This window comes from Nostoc sp. DSM 114161 (assembly GCF_052692665.1).
Map to the genome: position 1 here is coordinate 5,511,172 of NZ_CP195141.1, position 19,886 is coordinate 5,531,057.

At 38.1% G+C, this 19,886-nt stretch carries 18 protein-coding genes; 16 read left to right on the top strand and 2 right to left on the bottom strand.

The features are described 5' to 3' along the window. From NSTC745_RS23375 to NSTC745_RS23385, 3 genes are all read left to right on the top strand, one after another. Positions 1–204: an HAD family hydrolase gene (locus NSTC745_RS23375; RefSeq protein WP_445633092.1), complete on the top strand. Its 204-nt coding sequence runs from the start codon at positions 1–3 to the stop codon at positions 202–204. Between the two features lie 168 nt (positions 205–372). Beyond that, entirely contained in the window at positions 373–1,572 is a 1,200-nt protein-coding gene (locus tag NSTC745_RS23380; protein ID WP_445633093.1) for an acyltransferase family protein, read from the top strand. 58 nt (positions 1,573–1,630) lie between these two features. After that, positions 1,631–1,771: a hypothetical protein gene (locus NSTC745_RS23385; RefSeq protein ID WP_445638780.1), complete on the top strand. Its 141-nt coding sequence runs from the start codon at positions 1,631–1,633 to the stop codon at positions 1,769–1,771. A 353-nt stretch (positions 1,772–2,124) separates the two neighbouring features. Here the strand turns inward: NSTC745_RS23385 and NSTC745_RS23390 are convergent, their stop codons facing one another. Together NSTC745_RS23390 and NSTC745_RS23395 are read right to left on the bottom strand one after the other, a co-directional pair. Beyond that, entirely contained in the window at positions 2,125–2,919 is a 795-nt protein-coding gene (locus NSTC745_RS23390; protein ID WP_445633094.1) for an SDR family oxidoreductase, read from the bottom strand. 450 nt (positions 2,920–3,369) lie between these two features. Beyond that, a complete protein-coding gene (locus tag NSTC745_RS23395; RefSeq protein WP_445633095.1) occupies positions 3,370–3,588 on the bottom strand; it encodes a hypothetical protein in 219 nt (72 codons plus the stop codon). 108 nt (positions 3,589–3,696) lie between these two features. Between NSTC745_RS23395 and NSTC745_RS23400 the strand changes: the two genes are divergently transcribed. From NSTC745_RS23400 to NSTC745_RS23460, 13 genes are all read left to right on the top strand, one after another. Continuing rightward, positions 3,697–3,900: a hypothetical protein gene (locus NSTC745_RS23400; RefSeq protein ID WP_445633096.1), complete on the top strand. Its 204-nt coding sequence runs from the start codon at positions 3,697–3,699 to the stop codon at positions 3,898–3,900. 289 nt (positions 3,901–4,189) lie between these two features. Next, positions 4,190–6,145, top strand: a complete 1,956-nt coding sequence (locus NSTC745_RS23405) for an ATP-binding protein (protein WP_445633097.1) — start codon at positions 4,190–4,192, stop codon at positions 6,143–6,145. 685 nt (positions 6,146–6,830) lie between these two features. Beyond that, complete coding sequence (locus NSTC745_RS23410) at positions 6,831–7,400, top strand: DUF4255 domain-containing protein (RefSeq protein WP_445633098.1); 570 nt, start codon at positions 6,831–6,833, stop codon at positions 7,398–7,400. Between the two features lie 36 nt (positions 7,401–7,436). Continuing rightward, positions 7,437–8,276, top strand: coding sequence for a hypothetical protein (locus tag NSTC745_RS23415; protein WP_445633099.1), 840 nt, complete (start codon positions 7,437–7,439; stop codon positions 8,274–8,276). A 24-nt stretch (positions 8,277–8,300) separates the two neighbouring features. Further along, positions 8,301–9,668 carry a phage tail sheath family protein gene (locus NSTC745_RS23420; protein WP_445633100.1) on the top strand — a complete coding sequence of 456 codons (1,368 nt, stop codon included), beginning with the start codon at positions 8,301–8,303 and terminating at the stop codon, positions 9,666–9,668. A gap of 299 nt (positions 9,669–9,967) precedes the next feature. Continuing rightward, positions 9,968–10,429 (top strand): phage tail protein, encoded by a 462-nt coding sequence (locus tag NSTC745_RS23425; protein ID WP_445633101.1) that lies wholly within the window; start codon positions 9,968–9,970, stop codon positions 10,427–10,429. A 48-nt stretch (positions 10,430–10,477) separates the two neighbouring features. Next, the gene (locus tag NSTC745_RS23430; protein ID WP_445633102.1) at positions 10,478–10,960 is read left to right on the top strand and encodes a phage tail protein; all 483 of its coding nucleotides are present in this window, start codon (positions 10,478–10,480) and stop codon (positions 10,958–10,960) included. A 2-nt stretch (positions 10,961–10,962) separates the two neighbouring features. Then, positions 10,963–11,127, top strand: a complete 165-nt coding sequence (locus tag NSTC745_RS23435) for a DUF5908 family protein (RefSeq protein ID WP_445633103.1) — start codon at positions 10,963–10,965, stop codon at positions 11,125–11,127. A gap of 9 nt (positions 11,128–11,136) precedes the next feature. Next, positions 11,137–11,859, top strand: coding sequence for a CIS tube protein (locus NSTC745_RS23440; RefSeq protein ID WP_445633104.1), 723 nt, complete (start codon positions 11,137–11,139; stop codon positions 11,857–11,859). Positions 11,860–11,864: 5 nt separating this feature from the next. Beyond that, positions 11,865–13,502 (top strand): type VI secretion system tip protein VgrG, encoded by a 1,638-nt coding sequence (gene vgrG, locus NSTC745_RS23445; protein ID WP_445633105.1) that lies wholly within the window; start codon positions 11,865–11,867, stop codon positions 13,500–13,502. 30 nt (positions 13,503–13,532) lie between these two features. Beyond that, on the top strand, positions 13,533–13,937 hold the full coding sequence (locus NSTC745_RS23450; protein ID WP_445633106.1) for a GPW/gp25 family protein: 405 nt from the start codon (positions 13,533–13,535) through the stop codon (positions 13,935–13,937). A 65-nt stretch (positions 13,938–14,002) separates the two neighbouring features. Further along, entirely contained in the window at positions 14,003–15,757 is a 1,755-nt protein-coding gene (locus tag NSTC745_RS23455; protein ID WP_445633107.1) for an eCIS core domain-containing protein, read from the top strand. Further along, positions 15,754–19,872: a hypothetical protein gene (locus NSTC745_RS23460; protein ID WP_445633108.1), complete on the top strand. Its 4,119-nt coding sequence runs from the start codon at positions 15,754–15,756 to the stop codon at positions 19,870–19,872. The genes NSTC745_RS23455 and NSTC745_RS23460 overlap by 4 nt, the downstream gene beginning before the upstream one ends. Positions 19,873–19,886 lie beyond the last annotated feature (14 nt).

The window sequence follows — 19,886 nt, forward strand, 5'->3', positions numbered from 1 at the left end:
ATGATGAAATCTAACCACTCATTACTGTTAGCAACAGACTTAGATGGCACTTTTTTAGGTGGTTCTGAACAAGAACGATCGCAATTTTATCAATATATTCACGAACAGCGCGATCGCATACTTTTAATTTATGTCACAGGTAGAGAACTTTACAGAATTAGCCAACTATTCCACGAAGAACCAAACATACCCAAACATAAATAGTTTCAAGTATGAACACTGATTTTGATCGCACTACCTGTCTAGTAAAATCTGATTTTAATATTCTGGGCAATTAAAATAGGGGCTTTATACTATATGGGGAAAAGTTTTAACTTTAATTCCTTTTCTGTTCCCCTTCCCCTTTTCCCTTCTCCTTCCCCTTTTCCTTAAATGTTCAAATCATCTCCTAATGTCAAGGAAGTATCTAATACTATACGTGGCTATATGCCCGTATTGAATGGCTATCGTGGCGTTGCTATTTTGTTAGTTTTTCTGCGTCATTGTATTTCCGAACCTGCTGCTGAACACGTTAACTTTGTAGAAAGTTTTTACATAAAATTGATGAGTTTAGGTTGGTTTGGGGTAGATGCTTTTTTTGTGCTTTCTGGGTTTTTGATTACAGGAATCCTCCTTGATAGCCGCGAAAAACCGAATTATTTCCAAAATTTCTATGCCAGACGAATACTCAGAATATTTCCTGTTTACTATGTTTTCTTGAGCATTTTTTTAGGTATAATACATCCCCTAATTCGGAGTTATGAATCTCCCAATCATCTAGATAGTAGCCAAATTTGGTATTGGTTTTACCTCGAAAACTGGTACTTTATCTTTCAACAAGACTTTCTGATTGGGCCACTCAACCATTTTTGGAGTTTAGCCCTTGAAGAAGAATTTTATTTTATCTCTCCAGCGCTGATTTATTTTTTGCCTTCGAGACTGTTAAGCTGGTTTTTTGGTACAGTCATTTTGTCCGCGGCTTTTTTTCGCTGTTGGTTGTTATTGACCCATCCCTTAACTGATAACCTTTTTAATAGTATTTACTTTAATCCTGTCTGTCGTGTGGATGCTCTAGCGATGGGTTCTTTGATAGCTTTGTGGATGCGTTCAGATAAAATACTTCCTCGGCTATTATCTATTTCGCCAAAAATCCTGTTTGTAACTGGCATTAGTTTGGGCATTATAGAAATTTTTTCAGTAGGACTTGATACATTAAATCCAGTGCTGCTTTCATTCGGCTTTTCTCTAATAGCTATTTTCTTTGCTTCACTGTTAATATTGTCCATCACACAATCAGAAAGTAGTCTTTTAGTCAAATGTTTAAATTGGTCGCCCCTACAACAACTGGGTACTATTAGCTACGGTTTTTACATTTATCATTTTCCTATATTGTGGATGTTGTGCGACAGAATTTATGAATACGTTGGTCACTCTTTTATTGTGGGACATTTAGCTACTTTTTTCTTTTGTGGACTGTTGACTTTATCTGTCTCCCTTGTGAGTTGGTATTGTTTAGAGCAGCCTATTCTTCGTCTTAAGAAATATTTTCCAACAAACCAGGAAAAGAACTTTACTTCTAGTATTAATGCTTGAAAAATAATTACAACAATCCCAAATCTCAAATTAAAAATAGTATAAGGAAATAAAAATCATGACTGTAGCAACCCTCCGCTTTCCCATTGACATCGATGCTTACAAACCGTTGAAGTTAGACCCGACTAATTCAACTTTGACGAATGAACAGCGAGAAATTCTCAAGGCGAATATTCAACTTTGTCGAGATACTAAGTAGAAGGACTAAATTAAACCTAACTTGAGATTACCGGGTTTCGACTTCGCTCAACCCTCGTCTTCTCAAAGGTCGAGCATTGAGCGCAGTCGAAATGCGTCTTCTAAATAATTGTGTCCACTTACTTATTGCAATCTTGGCGGTTTCCATCGTTAGCGCAGCGTTAGCGAGCCTGCGAGCGTCTTGCAAAGTGGCGAACCCGAAGGGCGAATTATATCATGTCCGTTCAAATAAACGTCATTGCGACCGAAGGGAAGCAATCCCAACCAAAAACTCTGCGATTGCTTCGTTTCACTTTGTTCCACTCGCAATAGACTAATTAAGGGTGATATGACGGACATGGTATTAATCGACTACTAGCCCTTGTGCCAAGCGAACAATCTAAAGCCGCCGCTAGCTTCCAAATACTGACCAGTCACCCAGCGGCCATCAGGAGAAGCGAGAAACGCTGCTACATCAGCAATGTCTTCAGGTTCACCGACGCGACCGAGGGCTGTAACACTTTTCACAAAGCTTTGCGAGTCTGGGCGATGTAGCCAACTAGCATTTATATCGGTATCTGTGACACCAGGAGCCAAAGAGTTGACAGTGATATTACGTGAGCCTAATTTTGCGGCAAGTACTAAACTTAAAGTGTTAATTGCTCCTTTTGTCAAACAGTAGGCAGCAACGTTGTCGGGGAAAGCGATTCGGGTGACGACAGAAGAAATATTAATGATGCGACCGCCATCTCGTAGGCGAGGTAACGCTTGCTGTATCAAAAAGAATGGTGCTTTAACATTCACAGCAAACACCTGGTCAAATATTTCCTCAGTCGTTTCTTCAAAACTGGTACCAGCACGGGGACAAATACCAGCATTGTTGACCAGAATATCAAAGTTTATAGAACCTGTGCGCTCTTTAAGAGCGATGTCAAGCGATTCATAAAGAAGATGTACACCGTTGAGGGTATCTAATTCTGCTTCAATTGTGAAGGCTGAACCGCCATTAGCCTTAATCTCGCTAACGACGGCTTCAGCAGCAGAACTGTCATGTCCATAGTGAACAGCAACCAAGGCACCTTCTTTTGCCAAACGAATAGCGATCGCTTTTCCAATTCCTCGATTCGCACCAGTTACTAAAGCAACTTTGTTTTCAATAGTTTTATTCATATCAGCTTCTTATAATTAATCTGCGAAGTTCTTGTAAAAGCAGTATTAAATACAATTTACTGCTTGCATATTTTTGCATCCTTATAGACGCAATACTGCTGTAATCTTTTGCATTTAATAACCGAAATTATCCCAATTAACTAGGGTAAACACTCTTGAAATTACTATATGCTATATACCTGCAAATTTGATTTTTTGTCTAAAAACCATATTTTTAAATACATTTTTTTGAAAATATTTGCAAACATTAAAATAAGTAAAACTAATACAACAGTATCGCCCCTCCCCTTAGTAAGGGGCTACGGTGTACACACAAGTTTTAAAATTTGTACCTAGCTTGAGTAGGGTGTGTTGTCGCGAAGCGCAACGCACCATCAATAATTTTCGGTGCGTTAGGACAACAGTCCATAACGCACCCTACAATTTATGCAACGCTAGAAATTACCATTATCATATGGGTGGCAATAAGTCTGCCGGCGCATATACATCGCGGTAGAAGGTTAGTTGTTCGCTCTTGTAATTTACCACTGTGGCTGTGAATGATAACGAAGATGCCCTCATGCAACTCGATTGGTATGCTACACGTTGGTTAATTGAGGTGAGGAGTATCACAAGTGTCTCAAAACTGCTTGTGCTGTGGAAAACGTCAATTGGAGTCAGCTTCATCATTAGTTTTATTACTCGGCTTTTTTGCGCTCCGTTTCAGTCAGATTATTACAGTTACGCCAACTTAGTCGCAGCAATCCTCAGCTCAAGGCATACGAGTATGTGCCTTCAATGATGTTAAAGGTCTTAGTTGCTCGTCTTGGGTTGACAAATCCTGAGTTGACTGTGGGTGAGTTCTTTTTAGCGATCGCTCCTTTAGGTGGTTTCCTTGGTCGCAAATCAGATGGTCTGCCCGGTTGGCAGACCCTATGGCGAGGCTGGTTGCGATTACAGGATATGTGTTGGGCTGCCGATTTTATCACTCAGTCACTTTAAAAGATGTTGGTAATGACAAGGGATTAAAGGGAGGGGTTGGGGGTGGGTTAAAACGATTGTGGGGCAAAATTCTAGCTTAAGTTGACACCAATGATAGCTGTAAAGCCCCTACGATAACCTGTACCTCACGCCTGCTGCAATACTGCTATATCTCTTCCTTTGCGGTTCGTTAAAAAAATTTAGATATTCTTTGAGGGCGAAGGGAGTAATTACCCGAACACGATATCGCTGGCTTTATCATAGGCGATTATCCGAACATGATATTACAGGGTCTTTGCTCTAAAGCCTTATGAAAACATCCCCTATATCTCATTGGCATCAAGAAAACCTTGCTACACTGATTCAAGCTACTGGCTATATTCGTCAATATCTAGAAAATAAGCTTGAAAATAAAGCCCCACAGCCCCTCCCTGCGGAAACAATATTACCTACATCCGCTTTAGCGAATTTATGTCGCCTCTTCTACCTCACTGAATTTGAACGGGATATTCTTCTTTTGTGCACTGCCCTGGAGATTGACCCCACCCTTGCCCAATTATGTGCCAAACTCCAGGGAAATCCGCAACTAAATTATCCTACCCTTGCCTTAGCTTTAACCACCTTTCCCCAAGCCAGTTGGTCTGTGCTTTCTCCCCAAAATCCTTTACAATCGTGGAAATTAATTGAAATTGGTACAGGCTTTACCCTTACCCAAGCCCCCCTCCGCATCAATCCACGAATTCTCAGTTATCTAGTTGGAGAAGCAGCTTTCGACGAGCAATTAATGGGTTTTGTCCATCCGCTTCCCCTTCACCTTGAGCAAATACCCTTGGCTCCCTCTCAGGAAAAGATTGTAGAACAATTAGTTGCTATCTGGTCTGAGCTTTCCTCCTCTTCTCCCACCTTGCAACTATGTGGTGGGGAAATAACCGCTAAATATGCCATAGCCAAAACTGCATCTATTCGCCTTGGCTATAATCTGCATGTTATGTCTGCGGCGGTGCTTACCCAATCGCCTAACGAAATTTACCAAATCAAACAACGTTGGGAAAGGGAAGCTTTATTAAATAATAGTCTGCTGTTACTTGAGTGTGATGATATTTTCCCGAACGAACCGAAACCTGCTTTCACTGTTTCCCAATTTGTGGAAGATCTGCAAACACCTGTGATTATTTCTAGCGGGCAACGACTACACACTAAACACAATCATCTCATTACCTTTGATGTGCCCCAACTAAGCTATCAAGAACAAGCAGGAATTTGGGCAACCCATCTTGGCATCCAAAGCAAGGAATTCAATGGAGAGATTAGCAAGTTAGTATCTCAATTTAACCTCAGCAATGCCACCATTCAAGCAGCCTGTCTCCAATTCAAACTTCAAAAAGCACATCCCGATACTTCTGACACTCCCGGCGCCAACTTATGGGATTTCTGCCGCCATCAAGCCCGTCCTGGTATCGATGGTTTAGCCCAACGCATAGATACATCCGCTACTTGGGATGACTTAGTGTTACCGGAACAACAACGTCAGGTACTCGCAGATATCGCCACTCAGCTCCGACAACGTGCGAAAGTTTACCAAGAATGGGGTTTTGCTGGCAAAGGTAGCCGCGGTTTAGGGATTAGCGCCCTATTCCACGGGGAAAGCGGAACTGGTAAAACTATGGCAGCAGAGGTATTAGCAAATCAATTTCGTCTCGATCTTTACCGCATTGACCTAAGTGCTGTAGTGAGTAAATATATCGGTGAAACAGAAAAGAATTTGGAACGCATATTCACAGCAGCCGAAACCGGAGGAATAATCTTGCTATTTGATGAAGCAGATTCTCTATTTGGCAAACGTACAGAAGTCCAAGATAGTCGCGATCGCCATGCCAATGTAGAAGTATCTTATTTACTCCAGCGTATGGAAGCATATCAAGGTTTGGCTATTCTGACTACAAATTTAAAAAATGCTTTAGATTCTGCTTTTTTGCGCCGCATCCGCTTTATGGTTGCTTTTCCATTCCCTGAAGCCTCCTCGCGTACCGAAATTTGGCAGCGCATTTTCCCATCTCAAACACCCACCCAAGGTTTAGACTACGAAAAATTAGGACAACTCAAGGTTGCTGGCGGTAATATCCGCAATGTTGCCATGAATGCCGCTTTTTTCGCAGCCGATACGGATGAACCGGTGATGATGAAACACATCCTGCAAGCCGCACAACGGGAGTATCTCAAATTGAAAAGATTATTAAATGATGAGGAAACTAAAGGATGGATCTAGTTTTATCGCCACAATTGTAGATACTAAATTGGTATGTAGTAATTTGGTTTTTAGTTGGCGATCGCTAGAAGTAAGATTAATAATTTGGCGTTGTTGATCATATGTATGATTTGTAGTGTCAATATACGCTGTTTTAAGCGCTTGTAATAAGAGTTTTCAAATCACACAGATCGCTTAACCATTTTCATCCCTAAATTCAACAACGTCAATAATTTCAAAATATATTTTTAAGTAAGTAGAAAATGTAAAGATATATTTTGTGTTGAACTTGACAGACAATGTTGTTGTTATACTCACGACTATTGTTTCAGTAGTAAATAGTCAAAAAAATACGAGTTATTTCTTTTACTAAATCAGAGCCGATTTATAAAGTAAACCTTAAATTGTAGGTTGCGTTAAGCTGTGCTGTAACGCACTGATAAATATGGTGTTCTGCGGGGAATTCTCACTTTATCAAACTGCTAAATCCTCGCACAATCAGAACACAATGGCAATTGTGATGCCTGGGTTGGGCTACGTCAACAGAGGAAACCTCTGCTTATCTTGCCTCTCCTACTTAATATTTACTTTATAAATAGACTCTTAGCTCCTAATTAGTTATCAAAACTGTTTTTGGTAGCTAACTATTTTCATATTCTAGGAATAACGTGTTGGTTTGAATAGGAAAAATTAATTATTATTGCTTATGATAGAGCATGTCCTTTCATTCCTTAAAGAACAACTCAACAGCTACATCCGAGTAAAAACCGGAGCGCAGGACTTTGAGGTAGTATTTGTTCAGGAACGAAATCAGAAAGACGTTTCCTTCCAAAATGATGCCATTACTACCTTGCTAGTCAACGTAGAAGAAGACTATACTTTTCGTTCTGGAGCAGCCTATGAACGGATGCCTACTCAAGGTGGTAACCCGCCAAAAAGCCCTAATATTTACCTCAATTTATATGTTTTATTTGCTGCAAATTTTAATGATTACAGGCAATCTTTACAATTTCTGTCTCTAATTATCAAATTTTTTCAAAGTCATAGGTTATTCAATCAGCACAACTCTCCAACGCTGAATTCTGAAATAGAAAAATTAACTCTCGAACTTGTTAATTTGTCTTTTACAGAACAAAGAGAGGTTTGGGCTGGTTTGGGAATGTCTTACATACCTTCAGCCATTTATAAAATCAGAATGGTTGTCTTTACAGATGCTGATACGGTAGAAGTTGGCTCTGATATAGCTGATAACGTAGTTCTGACTTCAAATATCTAAACTTTTCCTAAAAAAATAATACATATCGTCTAGATTATGCATTATAAACAACTATTTGAATTGAGGATTATTCACGAATATTATCGAGATAAAATATGTCCTGACTTCAGTATTGAACCAACAAGTCAATGTCATAAAATACTTAGCGGTCATCATCTGATTGTCAAAAATCAAGTTAACGGAATAGTGGTAATTGCACCAGTAGATTCAGAAAGCAAGCCTTGGATAGAACTTGCTGACAATTTACAATTTAGTTTCATATTAAAACTCAACAATCAAGAATTTATAGATTTTACAAAAACTGAGTGGAAACCTGTTAATAATATTATTTATAATTTTAGTAATAAAAACTTTACTAATATTGAAGTATCAGAATTAGAAAAAACTCGAACTACATTGTCTGATAGAAAATTGCCCAAAGGACAAAATATTTTTGGCATTGTCGATATTTATAATCACTTCTCTATATCTCAATTTTTGAATCAAGAGATTGAATATAAAATTACTTTTCAAGCCAAAAAACAACAATGGCATTATTATTTGCTTGCTGATAATGAAACTAATGGCGATGAATTCTTGATTAAAGATAAAGATACAAGTAGGGAAACAGAAATTAAATTTACCAGATTTACAAGCGCGAAAGCTGAAAAAACAGACCCTATATTTTCGCTTCTTAAACAACAATTTCCTCAAGCTCAACAATATCTCTTCATATCTGACTCAGAAATTCCTTGTCAGGAAGCAGGGATAAAAAATATTCAACTTTTAAAGAAGAAAAACAGTGAAAGCAGCAATCCAACTGTCTGGATAGAACATTTACCTAACCCGCCTAATTATAATGGAATCCAAGTCATTAATGCCCTTAAATATCTATAAAAATTGAAAAACAAGGATTGAAACATGGTAACTTATAAAACTCCCAACGTTTATGTTGAAGAAATTTCAATATTTCCCCCCTCAGTCGCCGATGTATCTACAGCGATTCCTGCTTTTATCGGTTACACAGAAAAAGCTCAAAAATACGATGAAGATTTAACTCAACAACCAACTCGCATTAGTTCGCTCCTTGAGTATGAAACTTTCTTTGGAAAAGCTCAAGCATCTAATTTTGAGGTGACAACTGATGCAGGTGTAATTAGTAGCATTAGCACTCCTGAACTCAAATATTTAATGTATTATGCCTTGCGCCTGTATTTTGATAATGGTGGAGGTAGTTGTTATATAGTTTCGGTGGGACAATATGGCGCAGAACCTCTGAAAAAAGCTGATTTTGACGCAGGTTTATCAGCTTTAGAAAAAGAAGATGAACCTACCTTAATACTACTGACTGATGCAGTGAATTTAAGCGAAATCGATTATTATGGGCTTTGTCAGCAAGCTTTGAAGCAATGCAATAAATTAAAAGATAGATTTGCTATTTTCGATATTTTGGAAGAGAAAAAAGATAAAACAGGCGGAGTTAATAAATTCCGAGATGCTATTGGTACAGAAACAGACGAATTAAAGTATGGCGCAGCTTATTATCCCTACTTACAAACCTCACTTAACTACTATTACACCGATGATTCTGTAACTATCAAGGCAGTTGGAGACACTGCTGATGCACAAAATGAAAAGTTGACTGATAGCAAAACGCAAAGAACCGATCTCTACAACAAAATTCAGACAGAGATAGGTAAAAAGCGAGTTGTATTACCTCCAAGCGCTGCTGTCGCAGGAGTATATGCCAGAGTAGATAGGGACAAGGGAGTTTGGAAAGCACCTGCTAATGTTAGCTTGGCATCGGTACTTGCTCCTACAGTTAAAATTAGCAATGAAGAACAAGAAAATCTCAACATAGATCCTACCGCAGGTAAATCTATCAATGCTATTCGCAGTTTTACCGGAAAAGGAACCTTAATTTGGGGTGCAAGAACTTTAGCTGGTAATGACAATGAATGGCGCTATATACCTGTGCGCCGACTGTTCAATCTTATTGAAGAATCAATTCAAAAAGCCACTGCATTTGTTGTTTTTGAGTCCAATAATGCTATCACCTGGCTAAAAGTGAAATCTCTCATTGAAAGTTATTTAGAGGGATTATGGCGACAAGGTGCGCTGGCTGGTACAACACCAGAACAAGCTTATTTTGTGAATATTGGACTCGGTAAAAGCATGACCGCGCAGGATATTTTAGAAGGACGCATGATTGTAGAAATTGGTCTTGCAGCAGTTCGTCCGGCTGAGTTTATTATTCTAAAATTCTCCCATAAGTTACAGCAAGCATAGAGAAATTCAGGGACTTACCAATAAAAAAATATTCCATTGCTTTGATGGAAAGGGAACAGGAGGCAAGGGAGAGAAAGAAAAATATTATCGAAGTAAATTGGATAATTTATTTTCTCTAATACCAATTCTCCATAAACTTGCACTCTTCTAATTATCTCTCTCTTCCTTGGCGTACTTGGCGGTAGCCTGCGGCAAGCTGCTGCGCGTCTACGTTTTTTAATATTAAACGCATCTTCACGGAGAAATGGTATAAGTCCCCTAAAAGAACTAACAACACTTAAATTAAGGATAAAGAAATCATGTCAACCTCAGCAGAAGATATCAAAAATAATTATCCGATTCCTGTCTTTTATTATCGAGTTACCATAGATGGAGATGATTCCCACGCTTTCTCAGAAGTATCGGGATTAAGCATTGAATATGAAACCATAACTTATAGAGATGGCATGAGTTATAAAGATGGAGCAAAGCACATGCCAGGATTAAGCACTCCTGTTAGCTTAAGCCTAAAAAAAGGCATAGTCAGAAAAGACAGTTATTTATTTAACTGGATTACTACTGTGAAATTGAACACTGTAGCCAAACGCGATATTCGCATTGACTTATTAGACGAGACAGGTACAGCAGTTGTCTCTTGGACAGCTATAAATGCTTTTCCGAAGAAACTAGATGCACCGTCATTTAATGCGACTAGTAATGAAGTTGCTATTGAAAGTTTAGATCTAATGGCTAACGATCTTAAGATTGACTATCCTGGATAATTATTCGTTTTTATTTTTTCCCTTGACTTTTGCAAAAATTCTAGTGCAATGGCAGATAAATTTCCTATTCCGGAACTTACTTTGACAGAAAATCCCCCCGTTGGATTTTATTTTATGGTTGTCTTTTTCATTGCCGGAATTGTGCCTAATCCGTTAGATATTCGCTTTCAAAAAGTATCGGGAATTTCTGCCGAAATAGAAACAACAGACATTCGCGAAGGTGGTGAGAATATATTCAGACATCGTTTGCCTACTCATGTCACTTATAATAATCTGGTTTTAGAAAGAGGAATGGTGATTGGCTCCCCTCTGAATGCAGAGTTTAATATTGCCATGAGTTCCATGAGATTTACACCCAGCAATGTCTTAGTTATGTTGCTAAATGAAAATAGTATTCCTCTTTTTAGTTGGTTATTTAAAAGAGCTTATCCTGTGAAATGGAGAATATCCGATCTAGATGCTAGCGCCAATGCAATAGTTATAGATACGATGGAATTAGCCTACGCAAGATTTCAAAGTGTGAGTATTTAGCTATGCCCGTAGAAATTAAAGAATTAATTATTCGTGCCAACATTGTTGATAGTAATAATACTAATCATCAATCTGCAATTGAAGGCAATTATGACCAAAAACAAGAAATAATTGCTGCTTGTGTGGCACAAGTACTAAAAATCTTGGAGCGGAAGCAAGAAAGATAAGGGAAACATATGCTTAAAAACCCTTTTAAACTAGAAAAACTGAAGATTTGTGTTTATGGAAATAGACTTCGGATTGGTTTACCACAAGAAACCTTTGAAGCTATGTTTAATCCGGAATCTTATTCTTTAACATACGAGAATGTTTATCAATCTTATCAAGGGATTAATACTAGTGGGCGCACTGCCAAATATTCTCTAAGCAAACCGCAAAAATTATCCCTCAAGTTGATTTTAGATGACACAGGGGTAGCAGATTATGGGCTTTCTGGGTTTGCGGCTGCTGCATTCCTTGGTAAGCTGAAAGGAACGAAAGATATTTACAAACAAGTAAATCGCTTTCTGGAGTTAACTACTTATATGGATGGCAAAAGCCATGAACCTAAATTTCTCAAAATTGAATGGGGAGACTTAATTTTTGATTGCCGTCTGGAATCTGTTAATGTTAACTATACGCTTTTCAACCGCAGCGGACAACCGATAAGGGCTGAGTTAGATACAGTTTTTATCGGTGATATCCAAGATTCAAAGCGGATTAAACAAGAAAATAAAAACTCGCCAGATTTATCTCACTCTAGAACTATCAAAGGTGGAGATAAATTACCTGTGATGGCTCAAGAAATATACGGTAATTCTGCTTATTACATTCAGCTTGCTCGTGCTAATAATCTTAATAACTTCAGAAAGTTAAAACCAGGAATAAATATAAAGTTACCGCCAGTTAAAGAAATATAAAAACAATGAGTGGTGTTGTCACAGTAACAATTTTGAATGATGGGTCAACAATGAACCCTGAATATAACGTCATGTCAATTGACATTATCAAAGAGGTGAATAAAATACCCATAGCTCAAATAATTTTATTAGATGGCGACGCCACAAAACGAGAGTTTGCTATTAGTAACACAGATTTTTTTAAACCTGGTAATAATATCGAAATCAAGCTCCGCTATGAAGGCGATCGCCAAAACGAAGCTACAGTTTTTGCAGGTATTGTAGTTAAACATTCTCTGCAATCAGATCTATATGGTTCTCTGCTAACTATTGACTTAAAAGATGCAGCATTTAAACTAACTCATCAAAGAAAAAGCGCTGTGTTTCGAGAGATGGCAGACAACGAAATTATCAACAAAATTATTGAAGCTTGGGGATTGGAAATTACATCTATTGCTGCAACTGAACCAAAGCATAAAGAAATGGTGCAATATTACTGCACTGACTGGGATTTTATTTTATCTCGTGCGGATGTAAATGGTCACTGGGTTTTAGCTGATGATGGTAAAATTACTGTAGGAAAGCCTAATCTCAAGGGGTTACCAAAACATACCTTTGAATACGGTATCAGTGATATTTATGAATTTGAAATGTCAGCTGATATTCGCCATCAATATGCATCGGTAGAAAGTACGGCTTGGGATGTTAAAACACAAAGTATATCTCCACCTCAAAAAGCTAAAAACGTTTCTCTTAGTCAAGGTAATTTAAAAGCAGAAGAATTAGCAAAAGCTATTGGTGCAGACAAATATCAATTAATTGGCTCAGGACAATTAGACGAACAAGAAAGACAAATTTGGGCTGATGCCAAGTTACTTAAAAGTCGTTTGTCAATGTTCAATGGTCGTCTTAAAGTTCCTGGTTTTGCTGATATTAAACCAGGAGAGGTGATGGAAATTGCTGGTATCAGCAAACGCTTCAATGGCAAAACATTAGTGACAGCGATTCGACATCAAGTTAACGAACAAGGCTGGCAGACAGACATACAATTTGGTTTATCTGCTGATTTTTTTGCTCAACAAAATCATAATATTATTGATATTCCAGCAGCAGGGTTAGTTCCGGCAATTCATGGTTTACAAATTGGCATTGTTGATAATTATCAAGACGATCGCGATAAACAATTTAGGGTAAAAGTCAGAATTCCTTCAATTGAAAAAGATGGTATTATTTGGGCTAGATTAGCTTCTTTAGATGCTGGCGATGAAAGAGGGATTTTCTTTAGACCAGAATTAGGCGATGAAGTAATTCTCGGCTTTATCAATGACGATCCTCGACAAGCCATAATTTTAGGTGCAGTGCATAGCGAGAAAAATGCTTTACCCCCTGGTTTTGCAGTAACGCAGGAAAATAATAAAAAAGGGATTGTTACCAAAAAATCACTAAAAATACTTTTGGATGATGAAAACAAGTTAATTGAACTTAGTACACCGAAAGGCAATATTTTGAAGTTATCTGAGGAGGGCAAAGGTATTAATCTAACTGATGAAAATGGTAATGCTATAACTATGGACGATCGAGGGTTTAAAATTGAATCAACTAAAGACATTGCGATTCAAGGTAAAAATATAACTATTAAAGGTACAGAAATTCATATAAATTAATAAATTTATTAATTTAATAACATATAAATTATGGAAACAAATAATTCTTTTTTAGGAACGGGATGGAGTTTTCCCCCTACATTTAATCAGGATACTGGAACAGTGGAAATGGTATCAGATGAGGAAGATATTTTTCAAAGTTTAGAAATTATTCTCTCAACTCGTCCAGCAGAAAGAATTATGCAGCCTGATTTTGGTTGCGAATTAAGTCAGTTTGTCTTTGAAGAGATTAGTCAAGGTTTAATTACTGGTATTAAAGGGACGATTTCTGATGCTCTTTTGTACCATGAACCGCGTATTGATGTAGAGGAAATTAATATTGATGAAAGTGAACCAGGTTTATTACTAATAAATGTTATTTATCGCGTGCGTGTGACTAATTCTCGATTTAATCTGGTTTATCCTTTTTATATTAATGAAGCTCAAACGGTTTGATGCTATCTCGATAAATTGGGGGAATTTTAGATAAAACAGACTTGAAAATAAAAAAGGCATTACATATGGCAAATCTTGGTAAGCAACAAGTCTCATCAAAGCAAAAACCCAAATTAGTTCAGAAAAAGAGCGTTGTTGAGCAAGGCAATTTTCCTGAGACAGTGCCCAATGTTACAGCAGCGACAGCTACAACCGATTTATCTGACTACCACGAACCGGAGTCAGGGGAAATGATAGCCAATGTAATGCGATCGCACTTAACCCCAAACTCTACATCAACTGCCACTTTGGCAGATAATAACCAATTATTAGCACTAAAACGTCAAGATAGTGAAGGTAATTTTTCTCCGACAAATCAGCTAAAAGCAGCACCTCGAATCAGCTTACCAACGGCTGAGGTAGTTCAAACAAAGCTGACCATAGGCGAACCCAATGACCGTTACGAACAGGAAGCGAACAGGGTCGCAACATCGGTGGTACGGCAAATAAATCTTCCTTCTGGGACTCAAGGTGAAGTGGTGCAGGGAAAGGAAAAGGAAGGGCATGGACTGAGGAAGAAGCCGCAGTTAATGGTGCAGCGTCAGGAAGCCATAGGTGGGGGCGAGGCATCAACGGAGTTGGCATCTGCTATTAACAGTGCCAAGGGAAGCGGACAACCTTTGGATGCCGGACTACAGCAGTCAATGGGGCAAGCGATGGGGGCGGATTTTAGTGGGGTGAGCGTACATACGAATAAACAGTCAGACCAGTTGAATCAATCGATTCAGGCGAAAGCCTTTACGACGGAGCAGGATGTATTCTTTCGGCAGGGGGCTTATGAGCCAGGGAGTCGGGAGGGGCAAGAGTTGATTGCCCATGAGTTGACCCATGTGGTGCAGCAAAATGGGGAAGCGGTGCAGCGAAAATCAGAAGCTAGTTCTATGACAACCCAGATTTCGACAATTGGAAGCCAAAACCAGGAATCTGTACAGAGGGAAATTGTTGGCAACATAGCTAAAGATAAAGGACAGTTTCAAAAAGGAATTGAACCCTATAAAAAACTAAAGTTCTCTGAAGTACAATCATGGCTCAAGAAAGCTCACGAACACAAAACAAAGTTCAGCACTTATGAAGAGATTGTCATAGCTTTGTGGCCAGATGAAGAATGCGCCACCAAGGCACGTGAGGCGCTGGAGGCAAAGAAAAAACAAGAAGAACAAGAGCGGATAAAACGAGAGAATAAAGCTTGGTATGACACAGAGTATCCCGGTAACGAGCTTGGAACATACTACAGAGGGGAAAGTGACAACAAAGCAGTAGACCGAGGAGGGTATACAGCACGCGAGCCGTTGACTGTGGAAGAAGCCAGAAAAGAGGTTCGGCGTTGGTTTGGGACGGGAGGTATTCCTTTTTCAGAACACGTTGCTTGGATTAGAAAGAATGAAACATTGAATGGCAAGAGAACCTTAATAGCCACTGGTAATGATAAAGGCTGTATGGGATATGGAGTAGGAGGAGATCGATATGTTAGGCAAATAAAAATAGATGGTCTAAAAGAAATACCTGGCTCCGAGATCACTGAAGACATTTTAGGCGTGCCATTGACAGCATCGAAAGAGATGAAACCAACGTTGGTAATCAATGCAGATACGGTAGAGGAGGCGACGGTGATAGCAGTGAAAGGGGTTGGTGGTGATATGTCTGGAGAAACAACTTTTTTCACTACTATTCCATTAGCAAAAACGAAGCTCATCTATAAAGGCAATAAAGACGATACTACCCAGGTGGTAGGGTGGTTGTACGGGCCGGATGCAATTCCAGATGCGAATAAATGGTCATGAATACAAACAAGCAAATTAAAGATCGGATTTTTCGGGATGGTGTTAGTCAACGCGATCGCTTGCTCAGAGAATTGGAACCAGATTATGTTGCAGTCGATGAGCGCGATACATCAGATTTGCTAGCTTTTGTGCAAGAATATGCTACAAAACTCAACTATTTTGATGAGTCTAATGCTATAAAGGGTGATTGGTCGCCTTTCTTTGCGGGAGATGTAAAGCAAATGGTTGCTTACATTAATAACCCGGAAAGCTTTGCCGATGATGAATCGACACTCAGACAATTATCTCAACCTCATTTAGTTTTATTATTTACGTTTTTACAATTATTACGTTATCCGCAGCAACAGTTTAAAGCACTGACTCAAAGATATCTTGATTTTTACTATCAAGAGGTACTGAAGTTAACGACAAAAGCGGAAGTTGCAGACAAAATCAATGTAATTTTTGAGTTGGTGCAAGGAGAAGATACACATCTAATTAAACAGGGTACTTTGCTGAATGCAGGTCAAGATAGTCAAGGTATTAATCTGAATTATGCTACTGATGAAGATATCATTGTTAATCGAGCTACTGTAGCGAGTGTTAAAACTTTATTTGTAGAAAAAAAATACATCACCTTAGAAGACATTCATCTCCAAGATAACAGAAGCAATCGCAGTTTTGAAAATATGCTGCGATGGGCAATCGGTAACCCTAATCAAGGAGATAGATTGCCTGATTTTAATGGCGAAAAAGTTGATATTAATTATCTCAAAAAATATATTTATCAACCCCTTAAAAATACTAAACAAATATCTCAGGAAGCAAAAAAATATGTTGAAATCAACCTATTTTTTGATACCACAGAAAGTTTTCAATATTGTTTTGATATACACGATCGCCAAATAACTCAGGAGAATCCAGATCTCAAAAGACCTAGTGAATTAGAATGGCAAGAGGTTTATAAAATAATAGAAAAAGCCTACAGAAAAAAAATTACTTTCGCTAGGCGTAATACTTTAAAGGAAGAACGAGAAAAATCAGGCTTCGATGGAATGATGAAATTGGCTCTCGGTAGTCCTAATCCTGGCGACGCATTACCAGAAATGCCGAATAATTATCATACCCTCGTTGAGATATTTGATAATCTTACCCAAGAGCCAGTTATTAAATATATTAAAGAACAACTTTATATGAGTGTGGAGGATTTCCGAAAGATTATGGAAATCCAAGCTACTACAGTAAATCCTAATTGGGAAGAAGTTTATCGTCTCGTAGAAAAAGCACAAACTAAGAAAAGAAATTTTATTTATCCCCCCATTGGCAGAACCGAAATTAAAAATATTTATCCTAATTCTCCAGTTGATGTAAAAGAGGGACAAGTAGCTAAACTCCAACGGTTTAATACTTTCGGAAATATTACTCAAACTTCACAAAATTCTCTCGGTTTTGCACTCACTTCACCTATATTTTTCTTGTCAGAAGGTACGCGTACTATTACCCTTACCTTTGCATCTTCTGGAAAGACGTTGAATCGAGATGTTTTTCAACAGATGATAAGTAGTAAGATTCAACCTTTTGAGATTTCTTTAAGTAGTGGAAAGCAATGGATACAGCTTAAATCATTTAAGTATGAAATTGGCGATTTTATTTTAGAAGATCCAGTTAAATCTTATAATATTTCGCAGATAAATTTGGGTGCGATCGCTCCGGAAAATCGGATCTTTACAAGTGTGTCTTTGGCGGCTGCTAATGATACATTTGATTCTAGCAATGTCGGGCAAATTCTTGTTTGGAATGACGGTAGAATCTTTGAAATTACAGAAATAGTAAATAGTAAACAAGCTAACATTCAGCAAATTGATAAGGGGATATTTTCTCAAGAATTTATTAGCAATGACAAGGTTAAATTATATAAACCTTCTGCCATCTATTTCAACAGTTTACAATTTCAATTAACCATTGATGCCAGTTTACCTGCTATTTTGCCACCAAAAGCAGAGGAATCAACTGATTTGATGGCTAGTCCCTATCCTGCGATCAAAATTCTGTTGAATCAAATATCAGAATTAGACAATTATCAAAAAAAAGTTATTTGTTACCAGCAATTGCGATCGGTACTTTTAAAAAAAGTAAATATACAAATTCAAGTTGAAAATGTTCGGGCTTTACAATTGCGGAATGATAACACAGTCCTGAATAGGAAAACTCCTTTTCAACCCTTTGGTAATACTCCTAAAGCGGGTTCCAGCTTTTACTTCGCCAATAGAGAAATTAGTTACAAGAAATTAGATAGTCTTTCCATACATATTGAGTGGATGGGACTTCCTAAAAACTTTGGAGAATACTACAAGGCTTATTCGGATACTGGGGTAATTACGAAAGTTGCTAATAATAGCTTTCAAGCAAGTTTAAAAATTCTCAATAATAGAAGCTGGGTAGACATTGAAAATGATAAACCTATTTTCTCTGAGAATGGGAACAATTTAAGTAATTCAATTCATCTCAAGTATCAAAAATTTAATATTCCTGGCTACGATCTCAACACTTCGACTATAGAAATTGCCACAGACGATCCTTTTGAGCAAAGTAGATACTTCAAACTGGAATTAGAAAGTCCTGATTTTGCACACGATTTATATCCGATAGTATTAAATAAAGTTGCTTTAGCAACGGATGATAAGAAAAATCTGACAGTTTACCCTCCCTACACCCCTCAAATTAAAGCTATCTCCCTCGACTATACCGCTTCAGTAGAAATTGACTTGCAAGCGCATTCAACCAATGATGAATCGAGCCAAATCTTTCATCTTCATCCCTTTGGCTATGCAGATATCCAAGCCTTTAATCAAGATAACTCAACAAATAACCAATATTATCTCCTACCTCAATATCAAGAAGAAGGCAGTTTATATATAGGTATCCGCAATTTGCAACCACCACAAAATGTTTCCATTCTCTTCCAAATGATAGCAGGAAGTGGCAATGGCGAACTAACTCCGCCACAAATTTGCTGGAGTTATTTGACTGGTAATAATTGGCGAGAATTTCAAGACACAGAGATACTTTTTGATAGTACCAACGGATTAGTAGATCCGGGGATTATCCGCTTGAGTATCCCAGACAAAGCTACCAATAACCATCAATTATTACCCAGTGGATTGCATTGGTTACAAGCCACTGTTAAGGAAAATACCACCGCTATTCCTGATACTTTAGACATCAAAACTCAGGCAGTTAGGGCTACTTTTGTTAATCAAGGGAACGCAGCCGAACATTTCAGTAAACCCCTGGCAGCTAATTCTATTCAAGCATTTGTGACGCGAGATCCTGCCATCAAAACAGTACAACAACCATATACATCTTTTGGTGGGAAACCCAAAGAAGATAACCGCGCTTTTACTATGCGGGTGAGTGAAAGACTGCGCCATAAACAAAGAGCAATAACTCCTTGGGATTACGAACGTTTGGTACTGGAACATTTTCCCCAAATTTATAAAGTTAAATGTATCACTTCTGCTGCTGGTTCCAATAATCCGGCTGCTGCAAAGGTAACAGTGGTGGTAATTCCCGATATTTCTAATACTGCGCCATTCTTTCCCCTCGAACCCAAAGCACCTTTGTATTTGCTCAAGGAAATTGAGGCATATTTGCAAAAATATACTTCACCTTTTGTGCAAATTGTGGTTAAAAATCCCGGCTACGAACGCATTAAATACAGAGTGGGTATTCGTTTTCGCCACGGATACGAACAGGGTTACTATCTCAATCAACTTAACGAAGATATTAAACGCTTTTTGTCTCCTTGGGCATATGAAGAACAAGCTGACATTACCTTTGGAAGTTCAATTCACAGTTCCTCACTCATTTATTTTATTGAGAACAGGCCTTATGTGGATTATGTTGCCAATCTGAAATTAATTGAGCAAATTGGGATCAAAGCTGGTTCTCAAGGTAAATCAGATACTTATTATCGGGTGAATCAATCTAACCTGGCCCAAGTGCAACATCCAGATTCAATTTTGGTTTCTGCACCCGAACATATTATCGATTTAATTGGCACAGAAAATTATGATGAGGAAAACTTTGAAGGTATTGGTTACATGATTGTCGGTATTGATTTTATTGTTAGTTAAAAGGAGTAAAGATC

Coding starts and splice junctions, on each gene's coding strand:
- NSTC745_RS23425 (WP_445633101.1), top strand. CDS start 9,968: ATGTCAACCTCAGCAGAAGATATCAAAAATAATTATCCGATTCCTGTC.
- NSTC745_RS23415 (WP_445633099.1), top strand. CDS start 7,437: ATGCATTATAAACAACTATTTGAATTGAGGATTATTCACGAATATTAT.
- NSTC745_RS23430 (WP_445633102.1), top strand. CDS start 10,478: ATGGCAGATAAATTTCCTATTCCGGAACTTACTTTGACAGAAAATCCC.
- NSTC745_RS23395 (WP_445633095.1), bottom strand. CDS start 3,588: ATGATGAAGCTGACTCCAATTGACGTTTTCCACAGCACAAGCAGTTTT.
- vgrG (WP_445633105.1), top strand. CDS start 11,865: ATGAGTGGTGTTGTCACAGTAACAATTTTGAATGATGGGTCAACAATG.
- NSTC745_RS23405 (WP_445633097.1), top strand. CDS start 4,190: ATGAAAACATCCCCTATATCTCATTGGCATCAAGAAAACCTTGCTACA.
- NSTC745_RS23440 (WP_445633104.1), top strand. CDS start 11,137: ATGCTTAAAAACCCTTTTAAACTAGAAAAACTGAAGATTTGTGTTTAT.
- NSTC745_RS23400 (WP_445633096.1), top strand. CDS start 3,697: ATGATGTTAAAGGTCTTAGTTGCTCGTCTTGGGTTGACAAATCCTGAG.
- NSTC745_RS23385 (WP_445638780.1), top strand. CDS start 1,631: ATGACTGTAGCAACCCTCCGCTTTCCCATTGACATCGATGCTTACAAA.
- NSTC745_RS23455 (WP_445633107.1), top strand. CDS start 14,003: ATGGCAAATCTTGGTAAGCAACAAGTCTCATCAAAGCAAAAACCCAAA.
- NSTC745_RS23460 (WP_445633108.1), top strand. CDS start 15,754: ATGAATACAAACAAGCAAATTAAAGATCGGATTTTTCGGGATGGTGTT.
- NSTC745_RS23420 (WP_445633100.1), top strand. CDS start 8,301: ATGGTAACTTATAAAACTCCCAACGTTTATGTTGAAGAAATTTCAATA.
- NSTC745_RS23380 (WP_445633093.1), top strand. CDS start 373: ATGTTCAAATCATCTCCTAATGTCAAGGAAGTATCTAATACTATACGT.
- NSTC745_RS23375 (WP_445633092.1), top strand. CDS start 1: ATGATGAAATCTAACCACTCATTACTGTTAGCAACAGACTTAGATGGC.
- NSTC745_RS23410 (WP_445633098.1), top strand. CDS start 6,831: ATGATAGAGCATGTCCTTTCATTCCTTAAAGAACAACTCAACAGCTAC.
- NSTC745_RS23390 (WP_445633094.1), bottom strand. CDS start 2,919: ATGAATAAAACTATTGAAAACAAAGTTGCTTTAGTAACTGGTGCGAAT.
- NSTC745_RS23435 (WP_445633103.1), top strand. CDS start 10,963: ATGCCCGTAGAAATTAAAGAATTAATTATTCGTGCCAACATTGTTGAT.
- NSTC745_RS23450 (WP_445633106.1), top strand. CDS start 13,533: ATGGAAACAAATAATTCTTTTTTAGGAACGGGATGGAGTTTTCCCCCT.